At 60.7% G+C, this 22,976-nt stretch carries 16 protein-coding genes; 5 read left to right on the plus strand and 11 right to left on the minus strand.

Translation table 11 applies throughout. The annotated features are described in order from the left end of the window. Window positions 1-113: 113 nt before the first annotated feature. From B7R93_RS07195 to B7R93_RS07225, 8 genes are all read right to left on the minus strand, one after another. Window positions 114-659: a TlpA family protein disulfide reductase gene (locus B7R93_RS07195; protein WP_232798146.1), complete on the minus strand. Its 546-nt coding sequence runs from the start codon at window positions 657-659 to the stop codon at window positions 114-116. Between the two features lie 287 nt (window positions 660-946). Next, on the minus strand, window positions 947-1,225 hold the full coding sequence (locus B7R93_RS15270; protein WP_157942245.1) for a hypothetical protein: 279 nt from the start codon (window positions 1,223-1,225) through the stop codon (window positions 947-949). A 139-nt stretch (window positions 1,226-1,364) separates the two neighbouring features. Beyond that, the gene (locus tag B7R93_RS07200; protein WP_157942246.1) at window positions 1,365-1,883 is read right to left on the minus strand and encodes a hypothetical protein; all 519 of its coding nucleotides are present in this window, start codon (window positions 1,881-1,883) and stop codon (window positions 1,365-1,367) included. 127 nt (window positions 1,884-2,010) lie between these two features. Continuing rightward, window positions 2,011-2,241 (minus strand): hypothetical protein, encoded by a 231-nt coding sequence (locus B7R93_RS07205; protein ID WP_103020137.1) that lies wholly within the window; start codon window positions 2,239-2,241, stop codon window positions 2,011-2,013. Window positions 2,242-2,552: 311 nt separating this feature from the next. Beyond that, entirely contained in the window at window positions 2,553-3,896 is a 1,344-nt protein-coding gene (locus tag B7R93_RS07210) for a site-specific integrase (protein WP_103020138.1), read from the minus strand. A gap of 628 nt (window positions 3,897-4,524) precedes the next feature. Beyond that, complete coding sequence (locus tag B7R93_RS07215; protein WP_103020139.1) at window positions 4,525-6,675, minus strand: alkaline phosphatase D family protein; 2,151 nt, start codon at window positions 6,673-6,675, stop codon at window positions 4,525-4,527. A 202-nt stretch (window positions 6,676-6,877) separates the two neighbouring features. After that, entirely contained in the window at window positions 6,878-9,421 is a 2,544-nt protein-coding gene (locus B7R93_RS07220; protein WP_198598618.1) for a TonB-dependent receptor, read from the minus strand. Window positions 9,422-10,325: 904 nt separating this feature from the next. Beyond that, window positions 10,326-11,042 carry a hypothetical protein gene (locus B7R93_RS07225; protein WP_103020141.1) on the minus strand — a complete coding sequence of 239 codons (717 nt, stop codon included), beginning with the start codon at window positions 11,040-11,042 and terminating at the stop codon, window positions 10,326-10,328. 429 nt (window positions 11,043-11,471) lie between these two features. Here B7R93_RS07225 and B7R93_RS07230 point away from each other — a divergent pair, with 429 nt between their 5' ends. From B7R93_RS07230 to B7R93_RS07240, 3 genes are all read left to right on the plus strand, one after another. Beyond that, window positions 11,472-11,792, plus strand: a complete 321-nt coding sequence (locus tag B7R93_RS07230; RefSeq protein WP_103020142.1) for a hypothetical protein — start codon at window positions 11,472-11,474, stop codon at window positions 11,790-11,792. A 533-nt stretch (window positions 11,793-12,325) separates the two neighbouring features. Further along, window positions 12,326-12,589 (plus strand): hypothetical protein, encoded by a 264-nt coding sequence (locus B7R93_RS07235; RefSeq protein ID WP_103020143.1) that lies wholly within the window; start codon window positions 12,326-12,328, stop codon window positions 12,587-12,589. A gap of 11 nt (window positions 12,590-12,600) precedes the next feature. Next, window positions 12,601-13,059: a PIN domain-containing protein gene (locus B7R93_RS07240; protein WP_157942248.1), complete on the plus strand. Its 459-nt coding sequence runs from the start codon at window positions 12,601-12,603 to the stop codon at window positions 13,057-13,059. Window positions 13,060-13,427: 368 nt separating this feature from the next. Here the strand turns inward: B7R93_RS07240 and B7R93_RS07245 are convergent, their stop codons facing one another. From B7R93_RS07245 to B7R93_RS07255, 3 genes are all read right to left on the minus strand, one after another. After that, window positions 13,428-15,224: an exo-alpha-sialidase gene (locus tag B7R93_RS07245; RefSeq protein ID WP_232798147.1), complete on the minus strand. Its 1,797-nt coding sequence runs from the start codon at window positions 15,222-15,224 to the stop codon at window positions 13,428-13,430. Between the two features lie 316 nt (window positions 15,225-15,540). Beyond that, the gene (locus B7R93_RS07250; RefSeq protein WP_103020145.1) at window positions 15,541-17,337 is read right to left on the minus strand and encodes a fibronectin type III domain-containing protein; all 1,797 of its coding nucleotides are present in this window, start codon (window positions 17,335-17,337) and stop codon (window positions 15,541-15,543) included. Window positions 17,338-17,609: 272 nt separating this feature from the next. Beyond that, the gene (locus tag B7R93_RS07255; RefSeq protein WP_103020146.1) at window positions 17,610-20,516 is read right to left on the minus strand and encodes a TonB-dependent receptor; all 2,907 of its coding nucleotides are present in this window, start codon (window positions 20,514-20,516) and stop codon (window positions 17,610-17,612) included. Between the two features lie 640 nt (window positions 20,517-21,156). Here B7R93_RS07255 and B7R93_RS07260 point away from each other — a divergent pair. Beyond that, window positions 21,157-22,355, plus strand: a protein-coding gene (locus tag B7R93_RS07260) for an IS3 family transposase (protein ID WP_103020049.1) whose coding sequence is annotated in 2 segments (ribosomal slippage) — window positions 21,157-21,415 and window positions 21,415-22,355 — 1,200 coding nt in all. Because the reading frame shifts where the segments join, the coding sequence is not laid out codon by codon here. 81 nt (window positions 22,356-22,436) lie between these two features. Beyond that, a complete protein-coding gene (locus tag B7R93_RS07265) occupies window positions 22,437-22,958 on the plus strand; it encodes a tyrosine-type recombinase/integrase (protein WP_157942249.1) in 522 nt (173 codons plus the stop codon). The last annotated feature ends 18 nt before the right edge of the window (window positions 22,959-22,976 follow it).

Consider the following 22,976-nt stretch of genomic DNA (forward strand, 5'->3'; position numbering starts at 1 on the left):
CTTCCTCAGCCACAAAGGGATGGAAGGTCTTGAAGCAAGGTTGAGGGGCATTGGTCAGAGGACATTCGGGCCGGCGTCTTGAAACCGACGACTTGAAAGATGCTCGCCCGACGTCAGAGATGCTCGCTCAGCGTCTTCAAAAGGTCAGCCGAGCCGCCAGATGCGATGTCGAGGACCTCTCCCTCTGGGCCAACGAGGGTCATATTTGGGAGCCCTCTTGCTTCCACCGAGGCCGACTCGCTCGGCATGCGGGCGAACTTATCTCCGAATTCGCCCATGAGTCCCCCACCTGCGTGTGCGTGGCTCCCCGGCATCTCGCGCTTCTCCAAAAACGCCGTTGCCTTCGACCGGGAGCGGTCGAACGAGACGTTCAAGATGGCGAGCCTTTCTGGAGGGTAGCGCTGCCGCGCCTCTCGGAGATCCGGGATCTTTTCGATGCAGGGCGCGCACCAGGTGGCCCAGAGGTTAAGCAGCACGTAGCGGCTCTCAAAATCAGAAGGTGTGATGGCACGCTCCGGGCCTCGGAGCGCTTCGATCTCGAAGGCGGGCACCTGTTTCCCAATCTCGGCCTTCCCGGTCTCGGTCTCTCCGCTCTCAGCAGACCTGGTCTGTGCTCGTGCTTCCTGCGCCGATAGGCCGAGTAGCGATGCGGCCGACAAAGCAAGGATTAGAACCGATGCTCTCAAGTGGCAGTGAGGTACTGAGTGGCAGTGAGACACTAAGCGGCGGTGATGCATCGATAGTTTGGGCATGCTCTCGGGAAATACTCCGAAAGAAAGCTTGCGAAAGAGAATTTCGAAGCCGGGCTCTCTATTTTACTCGGATGCAGCTGGGCATTTCGGAATAGTCGTTTTCGCGGGTCCTCATGTCAGTCGAGGTTCATCATAACGCCAACCGACTGGGATGCCGGTCGGGCCGGAAAAGCGACCGGCAACCTGCCGAAGGCCTAACGGTCCTTGGAGCTGCTGTACTTTGCGTTCAGCGACTCGTTGATCTCACGGAGGTTCTTCAGGGCGGCCCACACGGCCGCGAAGCCAACAGCCGACACAATCCCGGACACCGTAGCCGAAAGTCCCATCCCTCCTGAGAACGGCAAGAATGGAGCCGCTACTGCCCCCAGAAGAGAAAAAGCAGACAACACGAGAGCGGCAATCGAGACGTACCGGCCCGGCGGCCGCTCTTCTTTCCGGCGCGACCGCTGGCGGCGTTGGCGGGGAGAAGTCATTGTGGTTGACACAGTGGGCGTGGTGGGCGTGATAGACGTGGTGGGCGTTTTCGCAGGTGCCTATTCAGACCGCTCAGGCGGGAACGTCGAGACGCGTTTCCGTCGGCGGGGAGGCCGGAAGAATGCCGGCTCGTTTTGGCTACCGCTTCCCCGAGGTTTTCTCTACGTCCGGCTGAGGCAGAGGGGCGCCCTCCTTCGTCCGATGGTCGTCTCTGGATTGCTCCCTCGTCCGCCGGTCATCTTTCCACCGGTTATCCGTCCACCGGTCGTCGGAGTACTGGTCATTTGACTGGTCATTGGGGAGCCGGTATCCCTGCCTCCACACGTCTACGGTTTCCCGGTCTCCGCGTCTGTCCTCGAAAACAACCCATGCAATCTCGCCGGTCGTGTCGCCTTGGACCGACATTTCCTGTGCCCACTTCCGCGCCGTCGTGAGGCCTTCCACCTTGGCCCTGCACTGCACCTGCCACAAGGCCACGCCCCGCGTCTCTCTCCAGATCACAATGTAGCGCTTCGGGAACTCGGCCCGATCGGGCCACTTTTCGGCCAAGTGCTCCCGATCTTCGGTGTATGGCGCTTCGGGATTGGCCCGCGGATCGCCGCTCTCTCGGAGCTTTTTCAGGTCGGATGTGCTCATCTTCAGGTCGGATGTGCTCATAGGACACTGGAAGTCGAGGGAAAGCAGGAGAGGGGCGCCGACGGGAAAGCGAGACCTCTTCGCTTCGCCGAGCATCAGTGCGCGCCGGCGCCCGATTGAATTGGAACAGCCTCTGATTAGAAAGGGCTTACCCGAGAAGATCGGGGTGCTCTTTTTCCAGGTCAAACGTTCTGTTCAGCTCGACAGAGCTTACCTCCGCAGGACTACTTCCAGCGGACGTGAGCATCTCCGAGAGGCTCTCCTCGAGAGACTCGCCGGGATGGACCGACAGTAGTGTGACGGTCTCGTCTGAGAAGGTGATTTTGTATTCGGCGGAGGGGAGGGAAACATCCAGCTCTTCGAGGGTCTGCGTCGGCATAGTTCGAAAGGAGGTATTGAGGAGAGGAGGTGTTGAGGAGAGGAAAGATTGAGGGGAAGCAAGTCAGCAGCTGTTTCTTTCAGCCGGGGACGGTGTCTTTGTCCACCTTACCGGGTCAGGTCCATTGTGTGACTTGGGCTTGTGCGTGACTCGGTTCCACGATCAACCAGTGTGCGCAGTTCACGGTTGATGTGTCGTCGAACAGTTATGACATATCCTCTATGACATATCCTCGAACAGCTGAGTTAAACAGTTGATACGTCGCTATTGCGCCGGGGTGACCGGGAGATGCCCTACAGCCCGATGTCTTCTCAAAGCCCAATGTCCTCGGCGGGGTTGTCTTGAAAGGTCCCGGCCTCCTCGACGTACTGGTTGAACGTTTCCCAAGAGGAATGGCCGGAGTGCTCTTTCACGCGCCGCTCCGGCTTCCCCGCCCGGATCGCCTGCGTGATGAAGCCGGCCCGGAGGGAGTGGGCCGAGTACGTTTCCGGATCGAGCCCTGCCGTTTCAGCGTGGCGCTTCAGCACGGTCGACACATACTGGGCCGTCATGGCCGAGGAGCCAATCGATTCGCCCCGGTAGAAACGGCGGAAGATGTCTCCCTCGAAGTCTCCCTCAACTTCGGTGCCCGCGGCCCGGAGCCACTGCCGAAGCGCCGTTACCGGGCAGGTCTCTCTGCTAGACCCGTAGGGCAGCCCTTTGACTAGGCCCTCGCCCTCCTGGTCCGCCTTCGACCTCCGGACGTAGATGTTCACGCCCTCTCCCTCGATGAACTCGATGTCTTTTGCGCGAAGCGCCACCAGCTCACTTCGCCTCAAGGCTCCAGTCCATCCGACCAGAAGCAAAGCCTTATCGCGCATGGCCGTAAGTGTAAGCTCTCCGGTCGGCCCGTCGCCCGAAGCTGAATACCTAGGCAGGTGCTCGATAATGGACCGGAGGTCTTGGGCCATGAGGGGAGGAGCGCCGTCCTGCCGGCGGGTTTTCTCCCGAACGAGGCCTTTCCAAATCTTCCTCAATGGACCCTCGGCCACGGAGGCCGGCGACTCATATCCCTCTTCTTTGTGAACCGACGCAATGGCGGCGAGCCGACGTTCCAGGGTGGCCAGGCTCAGATCGTCGGCCCGGGCGCCGAGGTAGAGACCAATCGTCTTCGGCTCGGCGGGCAGCCACTCCCGACCCATCCGGGAGCACCAGTGCCGGAAGTCTTCCAGATCGGCGGCGTACGCCCGGATGGTGTTCTCTGCCTGCGCGTTGGAGGCAAACTCCTCCAGCCGGCCGAGGCTCTCCTGCAGCTCCTGCAGGCGCTCGGGGTCTTCTCCAGAGGTGTCTTTTTGAGAAGTGTCACGCCGGGAAGCGTCTTCCCGCAAAACGTCCGGGCGGGTCGGGAGGCGAGCCATCTCAAGGTTTGCTCGGGGCCAGGCGAGGTTGCTTGTCCAGACGAGTTCGCCGCCAGTGTCGAAACACTCCATCCGGCCGTTCTGCTGAACAGAAACGACCGGCGCATTGAAGTGCACAAACTGAGCGCTGCTCATCACGGCGCTCACGCCGGACCTTCGCTCAGAGGGCCAGACGAGCCACGCAGTGTTTTCGAGCGTGACTGCAGGGCCGCCGTGCCGGAGGAGCTTCAATGTGGGGGCTCCGATGGGCTCGGGCATTCGGCAATTGGGGAAGTCATTGCATTACATTTCGCGCATCCGCCCGCGAGAGGGCGCATGCTTTAGCTGCCCGGCGGGCCGTAGCTTAGGACTGTAACGTAGCGTTCAGCTCCCCCGATAACAACCGGTAACCCCGCATTATCGGTTGTTATAATTTATGCCACCAAAATGGGTACTGAGTCGGGGCAGGTTGTGTCCCGACGAGGAGAAGCGCGCGGCCTTCCGGCGGGTGCGCGACGAGCTGGCCGACTGGATCGATACGGCGTTTGGAGATGCCGCAGAGACGACCTCGTAGTTAGAGACGACCTCGTAGTTGACGTCGCGGCTGATGTCGCAATTGAGGTCATAATTGACGAAGGGCAGGGATCTTTGACGGAGGGCAGGGATCTTCAGTCCGCCGAAGGCTCCAACCTTGTAAGGAGAGGTTTCAACCCTGCGAGGAAGGGTCGCGAGATGATGGCGATCGGCAGTCCGGCCGCGCTGCCAGACGGGACCGGGATTCTATCTCCCATCGGGCCCGACTCGGTCAGAGGAAATCGCTTTCTGTGGATGCGGCTACGCATTCCATCCGTTCGGCCTCCGTCCGGCAAGCGCGTCGCACTCACTGAGGCCCGGCGGGTTAAGAAAATCAGCCCTGAGCCGCTGACAGGGGAAAGGGCGGCTGCCCTGAAATCTCCGGCCCACGGAGATCAACGGGCGCTCCTCCGTTCCGAGCAGCTAGGCGGAAGCGAGCTGTCCGTAGAGGGGTCGGGTCCGCCGCCCGTGGGGTCTCGACCGGCGACGGAATCGTGACCATCTCGGTTTCAACGTTATCCTCAGTGACCGTCACGACTCCAATCCCCTGCGCACTGCTGTCCACGTATCTCAGGTGGGAATTGTGAGCAGGGTTGGCGGCCTGTAGGCCCTGGCGGGCGCTTCCCGTTTTTGCTGCGGTGACAGACGCCTTCGCGCCGTGCAGGAAGGTCATGTTCAGCGATACCTCCTGGTCTCCCTGTATTCGGCCATCGCCCGTAACGAGGGGACGCAGCGCACTGTCGGGGCCGATGGCCTGGAGGAGAGCCTGAAAAACGCTCGGGGAACTGATGCCACAGATCGAAAACTCTGCGCCAAGGGTGGGCTCGGCCGCCGCCTCTGGGCCGGAATGCTCGTACGTCGGGCTGACTGCGCCGGCAAACGTGTTGTGGTTGTCGCCAGAGAGGGAGACAAAGTTTGTGATCTCCTGCGTCTCCAGAAAGCGCATCAGCTCCTCGCGCTCTCGGAGGTACCCGTCCCACGTGTCGGTTGTAAAGACTACCGTTTCGCCTTCTGGATCGACAGAATCGAGGTCCAGCCGCATCGGAAGCGTCGGCACCGAGTGGCCCCACACCTTCCACGTTGCCTCTGAGCTTCGCATCACGTCCTTCCACCAGCGCTTCTGGCGGGGCCCGAGCATCGTTCCGGGGGGCTGATCGCGCCGCACGTTGGAAATTTCGGTATCGCCGATCATGATCGAGTCTGGCGGATTCCCGTCGTTGTACGTCTTTCCAGCGTCGAAGGCCTCCACGGCCCGAAGAGGGGCCAGGTACCGGTCGGTGCCCCCGATGCGGCGGTTGATCTCTGGAGGAATGGGGTGCGCCGACCGATACGACCGTGTGTCTGTCAAAACCAGTTCCAGGTGGCGGCCCCACCGAAACGACCGGTAGATCGTCAGCGTGTCGACCGCTGCCTGATTGTTCTCATCAGAGTGAACCTCGGTCCCTCGGTCTGCTTCGAGCGGAGTGTTCTCGACGGCCGCTTCTGTGAAGTCCTTTGCGTGCGAGGGTTGGTCAGAGGTGCCGGGGTGGTCGGAAAGGACCGCCGGAATGAACTCGAACCAGGCTCGATTGGCGGCGACCTTTCGCTGCTGGGCCGGGTCCCTCCCGCTCTCATATGTCGCCGCGCTCTGCCACGCGTCGTTGCTAAACTCGTGGTCGTCCCAGATATTCACGAATGGGAATCGGGCCCGGGCCTCCTGAAGATCCGGATCAGACAGGTACCTCTTGTACAGGTGCCGATAGTCGGCCAGCGTCCGCGCATGACGCTCCGTCCCGTCGGGGCCGTGTTGCCCACCATCGGGAAAATCGGGCATTGTTCGCGCCTCTCCGTACCCGAGTCCTTCGTAGATGAAGTCTCCGAGATGCAGGACAAAGTCGATTTTCTTCTCCGGGGAGGCCGAAGCGTCCTCTTCCAAAAGCCATCGGTAGGCCCCGAAGTGGCCCGCCTCGTACGCTTGACACGACGCAAAGGCGAATCGAACTGAAGTGTCCTCATCCGGCGCGGGGGCTGTCTTCGTTCGCCCCACATGGGCCGGGCGGCTCCCGTCCGGGGCCTCGAACCGGTAATAGTAGGTCGTACCTGGCTGGAGGTCTTCGACCAGCACCCGCGCCGTATGGTCGCTCTCAGCAGGAGCGCTGATCTGTCGCTCAGCCACCACCGTTGAGAAGTCCTCGTCCCGGCTTACGTGGAGGGCCAAAGGAATGGATGAGCCCTGCTTGCCCTTCCCCCCTGCCTCCGCAGATGATCTCTCTGGGGGCGATTTCTCTGGGGGTGATTCGCGCGTGGCCCGCGTCCAGAGCATCACCGACGTGGGAAGTGGATCTCCAGACGCCAGTCCCTGCGGGAACTGGTAGGTCACGCCGGAGCGGCCCGGGGCAGGAGAAGCAGGCGCGCCTGTGGTCGTGCCAGGGAGGCTTGCGGCGACTGCAAAGCAACCTGCTCCCTTCAGAAACCTCTCAAGAAATGCGCGGCGGGACGTTGGCATATGGTCAAGCTATCAGTGACTGGTCAAGCTATCGGTGACAGGGCAAGTGATCCGGGAAGCAGGATACCGGCCGGCTTCGTCTGCACGTGCATTCCATCCGGACATGCACCTGCACCTGCACAGATGCACCTGCACAGATGTCTAGCACGAGCCAGCCGGGCACGCGGCTACGTGGCAAAGTGATACGCCACAGGGCGCGTCGTTACAGCTGTGCGGACAAGCGGACCCCGAGGAGTCGAGGTGGTCCCGCAATGTAGGTCGGCACCCCAAACCCCTTGCCGGTGTTGCCCGCATCGATCAAGTACTCCTCGTCGAGAAGGTTTTTTGCAAACCCCTCGATCGAGAACTGACCGCCGAGAAAGCGAACCCCAGCACGGACATTGAGGAGGCCGTATGCATCCTGGCTGATGGGGGGATTTGGGCTGTTTTCGAACTCTGTGTTCTCCTCGTCGAAGAAGAACTGCGACTTGTAGGTGTAGCTGGGCCGCACAAAGACCGACGCCTGCTCGCGGATCGGGACGGAAATGTCCGTTCCTACTGCGAAGGTATGCTCCGGCGTAAGCCGGAACCGGTTGTTGGCCAGTTCCTGCGGGTCGCCGTTCTCGTCCTCCTCGTCGAACGTCGCGTCGATGTAGCTGTAGTTACCAAACACGGACACGCCGGAGGAAAGGGCGCCGCGCACGGCCGTTTCGAACCCGATCGCAGTGGCAGCCCCAGAGTCGCGCGTCTCGGTGACAAACTCTTCATCTTGCAGCTCCGTCACGCTCGTCTGGAAGTTGCTGTAATCGTAGTAGTAGCCGTTCGCTTCGTACTCGAAGCGCTCGTTGAAGGCCCGGCCCTTGATGCCGGTCTCATAGCTCCAGACAGTTTCTGCATCTAAGATATTGCTTCCACTCGCATCGACGTTGATCACGTTCGGACGTCGTCCCCGCGAGACGCTCGCAAACGCATTCGTCTCGTCGCTGAGGGCATACTCAGCTACGAACCGCCCGACCGCAGAGGTGAACTGTTCGCTCTCGGAGAGCCGGCCGTTCGTTGGGGCAAACAAGTCATTCGGAGAGGCGCCGAGCAGGAAACCGAGTCGTCCTGGCGTTTCGCTGTTGGTGACCTCGTACTCGCCCGTGACGTCTTCGTAGGTAAACCGCAGACCCGCAGTTAGGCTGAGCCGGTCGGTGAACCGGTACGTTCCGTCGACAAAGGCCTCCAGCGCGGTCGTCGTGCCGAAGTTCTCGAACGCCTCCTCGTGCGACGGCTTCAGGGGAATGGGGTCTCCAGTTTCCGGGTTCGGAATGGCCGGCACCACGGTCGGCTCCCCATCTGGTCCGAAGAGGGGGAGGTCCGGGTTCAGCAGCGCGATGAAACTCCGCTCATCGGTCCGGAACGGGACGCGCTGCGAGCCATCTTCCCAGAAAAGACTTGCGCCCCCGAATCCGGTGAACGCTCCGTCGTTGTCATAGGAGAGACGAAGCTCTTGGCTGAACTGGTCTCCCTGAGCGTCCTCGTCAAACTGCAGGACGGGCGCTGGAGTCCCATCGGCGTCGAACCGCTCCAGCGAGTCGAACTGGCGAAAGCCCGTGATGGAGTTGAGCGCCCAGGCCCGCCCCAAGCTCTGGTCGACGAGTAGCGTCGCGCTCCAGACAGTTCGGTCGATGAACAGCTCGTCATCTTCGAGAACAGGATCCGGCCCGATCGCGGCTGGATCGGTGGCATCGGGCGTGCTGTTTTCGGGACCGAAGATCGCACTCTTAAACGAAACGCCCGGCGGAGTATCACGCTGGTAGTTGACGATCGCATCGACAACAGTCGTGGGAGTAGGAAGCCAGCGCGCAAGGCCCCGCAAGGCAAAGGTCTCCTTGCCGTTCAGTCCATCGCCGGTTCGGTTCTCCAGATACCCATCCCTCTTTTTGTAGAACCCGGCCACGCGACCGAAGAGCTTGTCTTCTACGAGGGGCACGTTGGCGTGTCCAGTCGCGTAGCGCTCTCCGTAGTTCCCCGAGCCGAGTTCCAGACGGGTAGAGGTTTCGTTCCGCGCCTTGTTCTGGATAAGGTGAACAGCCCCAATTTGCGCCCCCCGCCCGAAGAGCGTTCCCTGCGGTCCTTTCAGCACTTCAACTCGCTCCATATCGTAGAGCTCAACGACAGACCCGCGTGATTTGCTGATTGACACTCCATCTTTGAACACAGAAACTCGGGGCTCGACGCGAGAGTCCCCATTGTCACTCGTGATTCCCCGCACGACAAACCCTGGATTATTCGGGCTCTGCAGTTGGACTTCCAGACCTGGAACGTACGACGAAAGCTCATCCGCCTGGGTAATGCCGAGTTCCTCGAGAAAGTCTCCGTTGTATGCCGTGACGGCTACTGGGACCTCCTGGACGCGCTCCGCACGTTTCTGCGAAGTGACGGTAAGCCCTTCCAAAGCGACCTCTCGCGACGAGAGCTCAACAGTTACGGTCGTTGTCTCATCTGCCCGAACTGTCACGTCCTGCTCCACAGACTGATAGCCAATAAAGCGAACGGTGAGGACGTGGTCGCCTGCTGGAACGTTCCGCAAATCGAAACGGCCATTCGTGTTCGCAGAGGTGCCCCGCTCCAGCTCCATGATCTGTACGGTGGACCCGGGAAGAGGCTTTCCCTCGGTGGTGGTAACAGTTCCCTCAATTTGACCAGTGCCCTGTTGGCCAGTGCCCTGTGCCTGCGTCTGAGGGACAGGGCACAGCAATGTCGCCAGAAAAATGGCGATCATCCAACCACATGTCTGAGGAGACATCTTAGGAGAGGAGCAGACAGAAAGGGACATACGCATTTTGTAGGCTTGGAGACATGACTTGACATCCTGAATGATACCTCCTCGCCTTTCCGTGTCTGTTATGCAAGCATTATCCGTGGTTTACGAAAATATTTTGCTCGGAAGCCAGCGAGCAAGGCTGGAGGAACCCCCCTGCCTGCCGGAGAGGTCTCGCAGATCTGTGCTTCCGAAAAGCCTTTGAAGGCTGGTCTCACCTCCAGGTCTTCGGAACTGTATCCAACACTGAGGCTGTGTCTAACACCGACAGTGCAAAAATTACCAGTTGCGGTCTGCACCAAACCAACCGGGTCGCCAGTCCATCTGCCCACCTTGCCGGCCGGATCTGTGATCTCTATCCCCTCGGGAATCTGATACGCGATCTGAATGGCCAGCCCGCCGAAGTGCTAGAACTGGTCTCCAATCTTTAGTGCCGGGTCTCCCATCCGGGTTGGTGTAGAGCTAAAGGCCGCTCTCGGAGTGCCTCCTCGCTCATCCCAGTCTTTTTCAGATCCCTCATCTGTTGCCGCAAGAACGACGAATCCAAGCAGAGCGGTGTCAGCGAGTGGTCCCTAGGTTGTCTCCCTATGGCCTGAGCGAATCATCGTCGGTCAACTCCGACACGAAGACAACTCCCATACGAAGAGAAGGAACGCTGCAGCAACACCTGAGCTGGGAATTGCTTTTTGGCGACGGGAAGGCCGGCAAATGGACGCGCAACTGTTAAATGGACGCGCAATTGTCACCGGCTCGGGCCTTTCTCCCTGACACGAAGTGGAAACGTCAAACCAGCGTGCGGAGAGTCCCACGAGGAAGTGCGCTACAGGGGTGCACTACAAGGAGGTGCACTGCAAGGAGGTGTACACTAAAGCTCCACGGGTTGCAAGACCTGAACTTCCTTGAATTCTCTCCCCCAACTCTCACGAACCTCCTCGATCCCGGCCTCCAGAGGCGGGGCGTGTTCTGGCTGGGCAGCCAGCAAAAAGAGAACGTGGGAGGTGCGAACCGAGGAGATCCACGGGCCGCTGGTGATCCGACGCAGGTCCTGCAGGCGGCTTTTGGTATACGCCTCATGACCGACGCGAGGAAAATGCTGGTAGATCAATACCGAGCGGCCCGACGACCACGTTCGCTGAACCTCATCGAAGAAAAGGTATTTCGACGAGCTTTTGTGTCCTCGGTCCTTCGACTTGATCTCCAGCCCGTTGTCCGGATCGAAAAAGATGATGTCCCCCCCCATCGAGAGCAGGGCGTCGAAATAGCCGCTCCGTTCGTTCCGGCCATCCGGGATGAAGCGGCTGAAATAGGAAGCCCGGGGCAGAAGTCCTGTCTCCTCGATGGCGGATACGCCCCGGCGCTGGTCGTTTTGGACAGCCCTGCTCAGGAAGTCGAACAGCTCCGGATCCAGTGAGCGGTAGCGGTCTGGGCGATCCAGGTATGAGGTCTTGCGCCCGTCGGTACTTCCCTCGTCGGGGGTAAGCATCCACCCGACCAGCAGATCCATCGAGGCTGGCCTCAAGAGGGCCCGAAGGAGGCCGTACTTGTAGTAGTCATTGATGTCGCCGAAGTACTGGTTCTTCATGACCAGGGGTTATGTCCAAACCAGGGGTTGTGTCCAAAGTTGTATAACTGAACTGGACGTGGGCCTGCGGTTCCTGGGCCTTGATGCTGGGCCTACAGTCCCTGAGACTCGACCTCAAGATCCTGTATGTAGCCTGAAGAGTCCAGGTGTAGAGAAAAGCATGCTTCCCCCGAGGCGTCTTTCCCTGAGGCGTCTATGGGCCCCCACTCTTCATAAACCGGCTCGCTACTTTTTCCTTGCCGCTCCTCCACTGGTGGTCCTTCCCAGCTGGTAGCGACCCCGGCACATTCTCCCAGTCAGGGTGGAACGCCGGGAGTGGCGCCGGTCGTCTCTATCCCGAGCATTTTCCGTATTGATGTTCTGTCTTGAGTATTTTTGCCTCGAGCATTTCGCTTCGGTTGCCTTCCCTCCGACCGCCCAGCCTCAGTCATGCCCGAAAGCGACCACAGTCCCGGAAGCACTGGTAGCCCAGGGCGCCGGGAGGTAACCTACGATTCGGTCACGATCCACTACCGCGCCGAGGAGGAAGAGCCACTCACGGTCGAGCGGGTCCATCGCCTTGCCGACAGCTCCTTTCCCGGCTCCGGCGAGCGGGCGCTTCAGGTGATCGACGACCCGTGGAAAAAGCCGATCAGGGGTCTTTTCGAGGTGGATCTGATTCTGATTCCGCCCGAGGAGATCAGCCACCTCGTGCTTCGGGAAGGAGACAAAGAGACGACGGCGACGGTTGAGGAAGTGCTCAGTGGCTGAGGAGGTGCTCAGTGGCGACGCCCCCGACCCAGGCATCTCCTGACTCCGGCCTCTTCCAATCCCAGCGTCTCGGCACCTTCCCCGCTCGGGCTATTGCCGCGTAAGACGGAAGCTCAGGGCCGGCAGGTTACGGCTCTTTCACTACAAGGGGTTGACACCCTGGGGGTGATTTCGTTATTTTTTATGTTAGAATAATGGTCAAAGGAAAAGCCAGCTCGCTTCAGCCTCGAAGCGGGCGTTTTCTATGTCTGACCAGCCTGCTTCTGCCTACTGCACCTCTTCTGCCTACTGCACCTCTCAGGCCAGGTACAGGTACGCCAAGCCGCTCGCACGTGCCGGCGGTGGAGATGTGCCAGCGGGTGAGACTGCCAGCAGCGAAGCAGGCATGATTTGTCGGATTGGCCCGGACTGGGTCTTGGCAATGTGAATCTTGGCAGTGTGAATCTTGGCAACGTGCCTGGCCTGAAGAGTGAGGAACAGATGGGCAAGAGCAGGCTACACGACCATCCACTACCATAACCGCGCCCGTTCCCATGCCGCTTCGAGCCACGCTCCGAGAGGACAACACGTTAGAGCTCCCCGACGACGCCCCGCGTCTTGCGCGGACGAACACGCCTCTCCAGGTCATTGGTCTCGGGAGCGGGACGTTCGTGGTCACCGAGAAGGAGCCTCAGATTCCCCAAATCGCTTCGGAGTTTCAGGGCGCGATGCGAAGGGCAAACGTCACGAAAGATGAGCTCTTAGACAATCTCTACGAGGTCAAGCAGGAAATGGCAGAGGAGAAAGGCCGGGCGTGAGCCAGAGCGGTATGACCGAAAGCAAAGACCGTCTCCGGGTCTACATCGACGCCGATGTCCTTCTTGCGGGGATCGCGACGGAGAACCCGAGCGCCGCGTCTCGGGTCGTCCTCGAAGCCTCAGAGTTGACCCTTCTGGACCTTATCGCTAGCCAGAGGGTGCTTGATGAATGCAACCGAAACCTCGGGAAGGTCGCCCCGGAGGAACCGATCCTCGCGTCTCTTCGGCAGTCCTTTTCGGAAGCGGTTGACCGAGCAGTTGAGGTCGTAGATGACCCCAGTTCACTATCTGCGATCTCAGGGACAGACCCGAAGGACCTCATCCACCTCACGAGTGCAGCGGACCAGGGCTGCGATTTCCTCGTCACCTACAACCTCAGTGACTACCCCCGGAGCCACGAAGGCGTAACCGTGGTCGAGCCGGGAACACTCGTGCGGAGAATCCGGGAGCAGATCCGAAATCTGGAGTGATGGACTGGTGGAAATGCTGCCAGAGAGCAGTACTATCTTGTTCTCGTCGGAACTGGTTCCTCCGGTTTCGCCGGATCTGCCACCAGAGCTGTGCATGCGGCATCGGCTCTTCGGTCGGAATTTCCCCGTCGCGCACGTACGTTTCGGTCGCAATTTACCATAGAATAAAATTACTTATGACACGCTAATCCCACGGGCCAGTCGGCCTCTTTTAACCCTGCGCGTCGTGACTCCATACTGCTGACTGGAGCCCCGAAAAGACCGATAATCCCTCGATCCCTTCCGCATTCCATCCCTGCTGCATTCCATCCCTGCCGCATTCTCTAGAGTCGGTCGTTCCGACCAGCACTTTCGTTCCGACCGGCACTTTATCGGTCGGTGAGAGAGATCTCGTCGTACCAGTTCACGCCCGATCCCCCATTTGATCCAGCATCGTACACGTAGCCATACGCGTCTGGAGAGGAAGCCCCCTTCGAGATTGGTTGTCCTCGAACCCACTGCACATCGGCACTGTCGACCTGTAGTGTGGCGGGTGTCCAGGTACCACTCTCGGGACTACCGCTCTCGGGACTACCGCTCTCGGGACTGGAGGTGTGGTACAGGCGGCCCGTTTCCTCCTCGATGAACAGAACGTGGACCCTCGACCCGAAAGCTATGGCGTCGGCTCCCGTCTGGTCGGAGTCCACGGCATTCTGGACGACGGAGCGCTCGGTGACCTGCACCGGATCACTCATCTGCACCGGATCACTCAACAGACCGCTCGGGCCTACCCGACGCGCCCACAGGGTCCCCTCCGCCCGCCGGTAAAGGATAACAGTCGTGTTCGACTCCGACAGGTGGACGAGCGGCAGAATAGAGCCGACGTCTGTCTCGGCGGCTCCTAGCTTTGAAGAGATCTGCCAGGGCGCCGTGAGGCTGCCATCCGGCCGAATGCGGCGGTACCACGCCGTGCCGTCGCGCCGGGTGTACGCCAGGTGCACCGTGTCGCCCGATCCGCGGACCAACTGCGGGCCGGACAGCGGAGCTCCAGTCTTGCTGGGAACTGTGGTTGCCTCGCCCCAAATGCCGTCCGGACTGCGAATTTTGTAGTGAATGCGGCCTGGCCCGCCGTAGACGCCGACGAGGCTCCCGTCGGACAGTACAGTCAGGGAGGCCACCTGCACGGGCGGCTCCCCGGGCGCCGCCACGGTGTCGTCGCGGACGTGCCAGGTGTCCGGGTCGTCCGGATGAGCCGCCGTTCGGAACGAGTGATGCAGCACCCCGGCGTCGATCTGGTGGAGCATATGAATCGTCCCCTCGCGTGCGGCTGAGGCGAACCCTTCTAAATCACCGGTGGCCGGACGATGGGCGCCGTCCACCTCGTGCCACTTCTGCCCACCGTCTTCGGACTTTACTGCCATCAGCTTGTTGTAGGACTCCGCCGGCTCCATGAGGAAGTAGAGGCTCCCGCCTGAAGCCTCCCAGGGCCCGAGGCGGCCCGGAGTCTCCGGGTAGGTGCCGCCCAGCAGCCGGGGCGGAATGGTGGCCGTCACGGTCGGCATGGTGTCCGTGTCCAGCGGACGGCCCTGCGCGTCGGCGGCTAGGGGGCGGCCCCGCACGTCGACCATCCGAAACTCGAAGGTGTCCCCCTCCCCGTTCGTCACGGCGCCGTCTGCGTAGCGACGAATCACGATCGGCCACTCCCACTCGCTTTGCGCCCCTCGATCAGGGAGGGCGGCAGTCACGCCGGAAAGGCTGACGCCCACCCCACCCGCATACGAGGCCGTCGACCGGTCGAGAAGATCAGTGGTTTCTGCTCGATCCTCGTATGCTGGAGAAGAGACCACGCTCACCCGAGGTGTGATTTCCGACGTGGCGTAAGGAAAATCTGCGGGCATCACCGGTCGCCACATCTTCCCGTTGCGTCGGTACTGCAGCCGAAAGCGTTCCGCAAATGCAGCATCGAGGGGCGTTTCCACCTCGAAGCGGAGGCGGAACGGAGCCTCGACCGGCAGGGTCACAGGCTCGTTGAGGGACGCGGCCCACCCCTGATTGGCATTCAGGCCGGCGTCAACGTCGGAACGGACGCGGAATGCGGTCTGATGGGCCGGGGACACCGACGCCGACCCACTGGGCGCGTCGGCGTCACCTGCACAACCGCTCCCTACCAGAAGAAACGGAAACACCAGTAGAAGCGGCCATGAATGAAAGCAGGAGGGACACTGTGTAGAGGCCATGGAGACTGTGTAGAGGCCATGGAGACAGAAGGGGAGAACAGAGCACGTGGCAGAATCGCGCCCACGACGTGCTCCAATGAGGCTCTCGTGAGGCACGTGGGGCGCCGAAGAACAAAATACCCCGACGCCCCCCAGCGACTGCCGTGTGTCGCCGAGGGAGCCGTCGGGCAGTGGCACGGATCGGCCGCCTGTCAGAACGGTGCCTGTCAGAACGGTGCCTGTCAAAACGGTGCCTGTCAAACCCAGGAAGGGAGCCCATCTAGCGCTACGGCCGCGCATATTCGAGGGTGTTTTCGTGGGTGCGCTCCGGCGTGTTGGCCACGTCGCGTTCAATCATTTCGTTCGGCTTGCCCGGTCGCCTCACGAGATCGAAGGCGTCGTAGAGGGTGCCAGTGGCGGTGTAGGAGCGGTACTTCATCGTGTCGCGCTCGACGCGGACCACCTGGTAGAGCTGCGTATTTTCGGCGCCGCGCTCCATGGTGATGTTTTCGAAGTCGTCCCAGCGGTCCGGCTTGATCTCGTACATCTTGGCCCCGCTGACGGAGTTGACGTAGACGGTCCCACCCTCGGGGGAGCGCGCGCTCACGCCCTGCGTCAGGTTTTCCGCTTGGCCTCGGGCATAGGTGTGGTCGTGGCCTTGCATCACGAGGTCGACGTTGTACTCGTCGAAGATCGGTCTCCACTCTTCCCGAAGCCGCTCGTTGGTGCGCCCCTCGCCGGAGGAGAACATCGGGTGGTGGAAGGTGGCAACGATCCAGCGGATCTCGTCGTCTTGACGGGTGTCTTCGAGCGTCGACCGCAGCCACTCGGTCTGCGCGGCGAGGACCTCGTCGTCGTTGCGGGCGGCCTCCGTGTTGAGGGCGACGATGCGCATGCCCTGGTGGTCGAGGTAGTAGACCGTCTCCTTGAGGCCCTCGGGCCCGTTGGTCGGCAGCGTAAACTGCGGGCGCCAGTGGACCGACAGCTTCTCTTCGCTTTCCTTCTCGACCTCCATCAAAAACTCGCCGGTGAGAGTGGTGCCGTCGACCGACACATTTTGGAGCGGGATCTCCGTCCCGCTTTCGCTGACCATGGTGGCAGTGTAGTCGGGCGAGCCCTTCTCAATCGTGAGGGTGCCCACGTACTCCCCATTGTCGACATTATAATTCCAGGTTCCCACCGGAGACACATCGCTCGACGGCGACGCCTCCCTGCGGGTCGCCTCCAGCGATTCCGGGTTGCCGCCCGGCTCCATGATGGTCCCGGTCATCTCTGTGCTGGAGGCCGTCACCTCAACGGTGAACGTGTCGCGCGCCGTCCAGTGCTCGTAGCCTTCGTACTCGTGGTTCCCCGGGACCGCAACGTTGGGCACCATGCTCTGGACAAAGCCCCCGGCCTCGTTCCAGTGGCCCCATTCCAGGTTGCGGTGGGCGTTGTTCACGAGATCACCTGCGTGAAGCATGAAGCTCACGCCGGAGGCATCCGAGTAGGCCTGCCGGATCAGGCGCGACCAGTGGGAGCGCACGTTGTTTTGCGCGTCCCCGAGATAAATGAAGGAAAACGGCTCCGGCTCGGCCGCGGCCGTCTCGGCGTGGATCCACTCGCTCCAGCGAGTGCCGTCGCCGACGCGGTAGGCGTAAAGGGAATCGGCCTCCAGCCCCTCGAAGGTGACGGAGTGATACTTGGCCGCCACGTTGGCCTGGTCGACCTTCCCGGCGGGAATCGTCGTGGTCTGGGCGGAGACTGTGCGGGCCTTCGTGTAAAACGAGGGCTCGGCGCGGGCCGGGGCGATTTGTGCCTGTGCGCCGGTGACCGTAGGGTCGGTTCGCCAGGTGACGCTGAGCGTGGAGGCCGGGTCCTTCGACCAGTTCAGAACAACCCGATCCGGATAGGGACTGGGGCTCGCTGAGGGCAGCTCAGCATGCGAATGGCCCGTGGCGTGGCCGTGAGCATGGGAGGCACCGGCCTTGCCCTCCGAGGCCCTCGACGTCGCGTCGGTGCACGACGCCAGGAGGGAGATCAGAGGAAGCAGTACGAGGGAGAGAACGAGAAGTGAATGGGGCGCACGGTCAACGTGGAGCATCAGCAAGAACGGGGTCCGTGGTAGAGACACAAGGTGAACTGAAAGCTGAAATCACGCGGCCCCCTCCTTCCCGCACCGGGAAGAAGGGGGGCGTGACGAAGGAAGTGACGCGCGAGGAAGTATGAATGCTCGGTCGAGGCAGGAGACATCGTGAGGCATCGTGACCATTCCGCTACCCCGGGGGCCCGCACAGCGGGTCTCACGTCCGCCCGTCCAACCGCCCGTCCAACGGTCTACCCCGCGCATGCTTCCGGCGTGATGTGCCTGCACGCTTAGAAACTGGCCCGCAGCCCGATCTCGTAGGTCCGGCCATACTCCTCGTCCCGGTCGTACTGGCTCGTATTGCCCTGGTACTGCAGCTCCGACTCGTTGGTGATATTGCTGACCTGCGCAAACACCGAGGTGCTCCCCGCTCCTACAAGACCCTCTGTGATTGTGCTCAGATCGTACTGCAGGCTTGCGTCGATCACGCTCCGGTCGGCCTCATAGCGATCTTCGAACGGCTCGCCCCCAACGTCGATGAGGGCCTCGCTCTGAAAGCTCCACGCCACACGGGCCTCGACGCCCCATTTCTGAAAATACGGGGCCACGTTCGTCACAAGGTCAGACTGCCCAAAGAAGGGGAGTTCGTCGTCACGGCCCGGGACGCTGACTTCCGAGTCAATGTAGGCCCCGTTGCTCCGCACACCAAGCCCATTCAGGGGAGAAGGCAGGAATGTGAGCGGGACGTCTACCGTAGCCTCAAGCCCCAACAGGGTCCCGGCACCGACGTTGGTTGTTTCGGTAATCTCCGCATCGTCGAACGTTTGCCCCTCAAAGGTGAAGTCGTTCAGGCGCCGGGTATCCGAGTAGATGGGATTGTCGATCCGCTTGTAGAACCCACCGATGGAGAGAAGGCCGCCACGAGGCAGGTAATACTCCGCCGTAAGGTCCAAATTCGTCGATCGGAAGGGCTCCAAGTCGGGGTTTCCCCGCTCGATGTTGATCTGCGACGTTCCTTGTCTATCCACACTCTCAAACTGAGCCAGGAGGTCGTAGTCCGGCCGCCCGATGGTATTTGTCCAGGCCGCACGGAAGAAGAGATCTTCCGTGAGGGTATATTTCAGATGGACGGACGGAAGGATATTTGTGTACAAGTTTGACTCAGTCTCTTCGGCTATGTCCGTTTCTGCCAGCTGGAAGCGGGTCACGTCCGTCGTCGTGTGCTCGACTCGAAGGCCGCCCAGCACCGTGAGGTTGCCGGCCGTGAATTCGCCCATGGCGTACCCGGCGTAGATGTTTTCTTCGTTGTCGGAGTCGCTCTCGACAGCTTCCTCAGCCGTCTCTGCCTCGTCGATCGTGAACAGATCTGAATTGAAGTCATTCCGGCTGGCGAGATTTTCGTTGGTAAACCGAGTCACCTTCTCCACCAGACCGGTCGTGAAAAAGATTCCATTGGGCTGTGACGAAGAGATCGCCCGGCCTCGGCTGAACGGAGCCAAGGTGGGAGCAGGCCTTGTTGCCGTGGTGTCAAAGTTGACCTCTTCAAAGTCGACCACCTTGTCGCGTTGGAGAAATTTCCCCCCGACTTTGAAGTATCCCTCGGCGCCCGCCAGCGACGTGTTCCATCGCAGGTCGGTCGACACGTTGTACGTATTTTCAGTGACGTCTTCACTTTCGAGCTGGGCCGTGCGGAGCGTGTAGTTTTCTGGATTGGCCACGTAGTCTGGGTTCTCCGGCGTCAGTTTGAAAAAGAAGGGTCCCGTGTCGTAGCCGGCGGCCGCACGCGGATCGCCGTCTTTGTCTTCACTAACGTTTGGGGTTTCCCAGGTGTGGTCGTAGCGGGTCAGGTCCTTCCGCCCACGTGAGTAAGAGCTGTTCACGCTCCACTTGACGTCGCCGAACGTCTGGTCGCCTCCCAGGGTCAGTGAGTACAGCCGGTTATCCCCGTCGTCGCGCGCCACGTCTAGCTCCACCGATCCCCGCGGGAATCGTCCCGTGGTCGAGCTGGTTTGGATCGGGTCGTCTTCCGGAGCGAAGGTCAACTCGGACTCGTTGTTCTTCAGCGTCTCACTGCGCTCAGTTCCAAGTGCCCGCACGTACAGGTTCGTTTGGCTTGTTGGGCGCCAGTCGAAGTTCAGACTGCCACTAATCCGGTCTCGCTCATTGTCCTCGGCCTGCGTTTCCAGTTCGTTGGGATACGCAAACGAGGTGTTTCCTCCGGTCTCATTGTTTGCAAGATTGGAGTCCTGTCGCCACTCGTCAGGATCCAGGATGGAGACGTTGAAGTCACGCCGAGAGGCACTCAGGGACGCGACGATCCCGAACTGGTTCTCGGCACCGAAGGTGGTGCCGCCCGTCGCGCTCCCTTCGTAGCGGAACTGATCGTCGCTAAACTCCATCACATCTGGCTGCTGGAGGTTCGTGAGGTTCACGTCCAAAAAAGTGCCCCGTCGGTCAAACGCCGTTAGCGTGTTTATATTTACGGTTCCGCCGACTGCGTTAGCCTCCATGTCGGGCCGGATGGCCTTCGTCACCTCTACCGACGAGATCATGCTCGACGGAAGGAGGTCGAGCGCTGTGGCCCGCGAGCCGGCACTGGAGGCCACCGTACTACCGTTGAGCGACACATTGTTCAGGTTGGAACTGGTCCCGCGAACACGAACGAAGCGCCCTTCCCCGCGGTCGGTCTTGATCGAAACGCCGGGGAGCCGCTGGAGGGACTCTGCCACATTCCCGTCGGGGAGCTTCCCGGCTTCTGTGGCGCTGAGCACGTCTACGACCTCCAGCGCCTGCTTCTTCTGATTTGTAGACCGTACCTGTCCCTCACGCAAGCCCGTGACGACGAGCTCACCGGACGTTAGCGTCGCGCTACTCACGTCGAAGTCGACGGTCGTCGTCTGTCCGGCTTCGACCGTCACGGTCTTGCTCCGGTTCTCGAAGCCGACGAACGAAACCGTGAGGGTTTGCTCCCCAGCGGGCACGCCACGGACCTCGTAGCGGCCGTCTCCGTCGGTCGAGGTTCCGATGGAGGTTCCCTGTACGAGAACGTTGGCCCCGGGGAGAGACGTCTCGTCGCCTGCCTCCACCACACGACCCTGGATGGTCCCGGTGGACTGGGCGTGGGCACCCGCAGCGGAAATGACAAACAGCAGTGCAGCAGCAAAGACAAAAAACGTGTGGTATCTGAGTGTGCGCATCTAAACGTGAGGCTTGTGCATGATGGAGACAACGAACAGGCAGACCCGCCGAGGCCCACCGGTGGTCGGTGGTGAAATCGGGATCGGTTCTGTAGCGGCCCCGATGTGATCACTACCTTTGTATGTAAGGACCCCACGTTACCACGCCCGTAACGCAGCATTGCGATACCATCACCTTTGCATTGCGGAACTGTTAAGGCCCAACGTCTTCGTCACAATATCGGGGTGCAGCGAATATCGGGGTGCAACGAATATCGGGGTGCAGCGACCACTCGGTAAATTGGGTTTATGTCTCTCAACACTACGGTCGCCTTGAAGTCCGCAGCAGAACAAACCCGTCCACTGAAAAAACCTGGGATGTGCCTGCTGGCTGGCCCCAAACCCTGCATGGTAATCCTCCATTCAGAGTATTACGTTAGGCGTACATAAAGGACATTATGTACGCCCAATGAGAATGCCCAGCTTGAACGCCTGAGCGCCCCGACTTACGCTCGCTTCTCAGAAGCTCCTCCGCGCCTGATGCCCTCCGACGTCACCGTCCACGGCTCTAGCGAAAGCTCTGGTTCCAGCGAAGACTCTGGTTGGAGCAAACCCGGTACGATGGACGTTCCTTCACTTTCCAAATCGATACGTACCACTTATGCCCCGTACACGTCCGCCGTACCCACAGAAGTTCAGAGAAAAGATTGTCGAGCTTGCCCGGAATGGGCGAACGCCCAAAGAACTGGCCGAAGAGTTCGAACCGACCCAGACAACGATCCGCAATTGGCTGAAGCAAGCTGATCGGGATGAAGGGGCCTGTTCCGATGGACCGACCACCGAAGAGAAGGAGGAGATCCGTCAGCTTCGGAAAAAGCTCCGCGCGTTGCAGCAGGAGCGGGATATCCTGGCAAAAGCGACGGCCTGGTTCGCACGGGAGACCGGCGATGTACCGCCAAAATCTTCCGATTCATAGATGCGCACCAGGCCGAATTTCCAGTTGCCGCCATGTGCCGTGTTCTTGGTGTGTCCAGGAGCGGCTACTATGCGTGGCGGAGCCGACCTCCCTCCAAGCGGGCCCGAGAGGACGTGATATTGACCAAGAGAATCAAGGAAATACACGACCGATCAAGGGGCACTTATGGGGCCTGTCGGATCCACGCCGAGTTGCGGGCGGAAGGCACCCGCATTGGCAAAAAGCGGGTCGCTCGCCTGATGAAAGCGGCGGGCCTGAAAGGTGTTAGTCGCCGAAAGCGGCCCTCTACGACAGTTCGGAGGGCTGGGGTTCGGCCTGCTCCGGACCTCGTCGATCGTGACTTTACTGCCTCTGGGCCTGATGAACTCTGGGTGGCCGACATCACCTACGTCCCGACCGATTCGGGCTACTTGTACCTGTCAGTCGTGCTCGACGCGTTCAGTAGGCGAATCGTCGGCTGGGCGATGGCATCTCACCTACGCACCGAACTCGTGGTTGAAGCCCTGGACATGGCCGCCCAGCAGCGCAGTCCGGAGGAGACGATTCACCACTCCGATCAGGGCTCACAGTACGCGGCAATCGCCTTCGGGAAGCGGTGCAAAGACGAAGGCGTCCGCCCATCGATGGGATCGGTAGGGGATTGCTTCGACAATGCGATGGCTGAATCCTTCTTTGCGACGCTCGAATGTGAGCTGATCGAGCAGGAATCGTTCTCCAACAGGTCGGAGGCTCGCCTCATGGTCTTCGATTATATCGAGGGCTTCTACAACCCACACCGCCGGCACTCCGCAATCGATTATCACTCACCAACGGGCTACGAGAAAATCCACGACTCCCAAGAACAAACGCTCCTCCCAGAGCGTCGACCACTTGCCGCAGTGTGAAAGCGGTCACCTGTCCGTTATATCGGGTTCACTCCAGGTTCTGGCGAAGGCGCTGGTTCTGGCGAAAACGCAAAACCAAGCGTGTCCTCTTCCGGAGGCGATGTGGAGCTTCCCTCCGTCATTGAGGCCGCCGGTGAGAAGGCCCGCCAGAAGTTCTTGGAGTTCTTCCTCGCGCAGATCTCCAGCGAAAACACCCGGAAGGCCTATGCCCGCGCTACCCGCCAGTTTTTCCAGTGGTGCGAAGGCCGTAAGCTAGAGCTTGGAGACGTCGGGCCAAACGCCGCGGCCCTGTACGTCCGGTCCCACGGCGGCGCCGACGCCACGGTCAAGCAGCACCTCGCTGCCCTCCGAAAACTCTACGACTGGCTTGTGACCGAGCAGGTCGTTCAGGAGAATCCCTTTTCGTCTGTCCGCGGGCCGAAGCTGGTGCGCAAGGAAGGAAAGACTCCAGCCTTGAGCTCCGAGGAGGTCCAGCAGCTCTTCTCTCGGGTCGACGAGGAGGATACGGTGGTTGCCCTTCGCGATGGGGCTCTCATTGGCAGCATGCTTTATACATTCGGGCGCGTGGGCGCGGATATGTGCCCGAATTTTTGGACCAGTTGACCGGCTAGGTACGGCTAA

It is taken from the genome of Salinibacter altiplanensis (assembly GCF_002894645.1).
Taxonomy (GTDB): Bacteria; Bacteroidota; Rhodothermia; order Rhodothermales; family Salinibacteraceae; genus Salinibacter; species Salinibacter altiplanensis.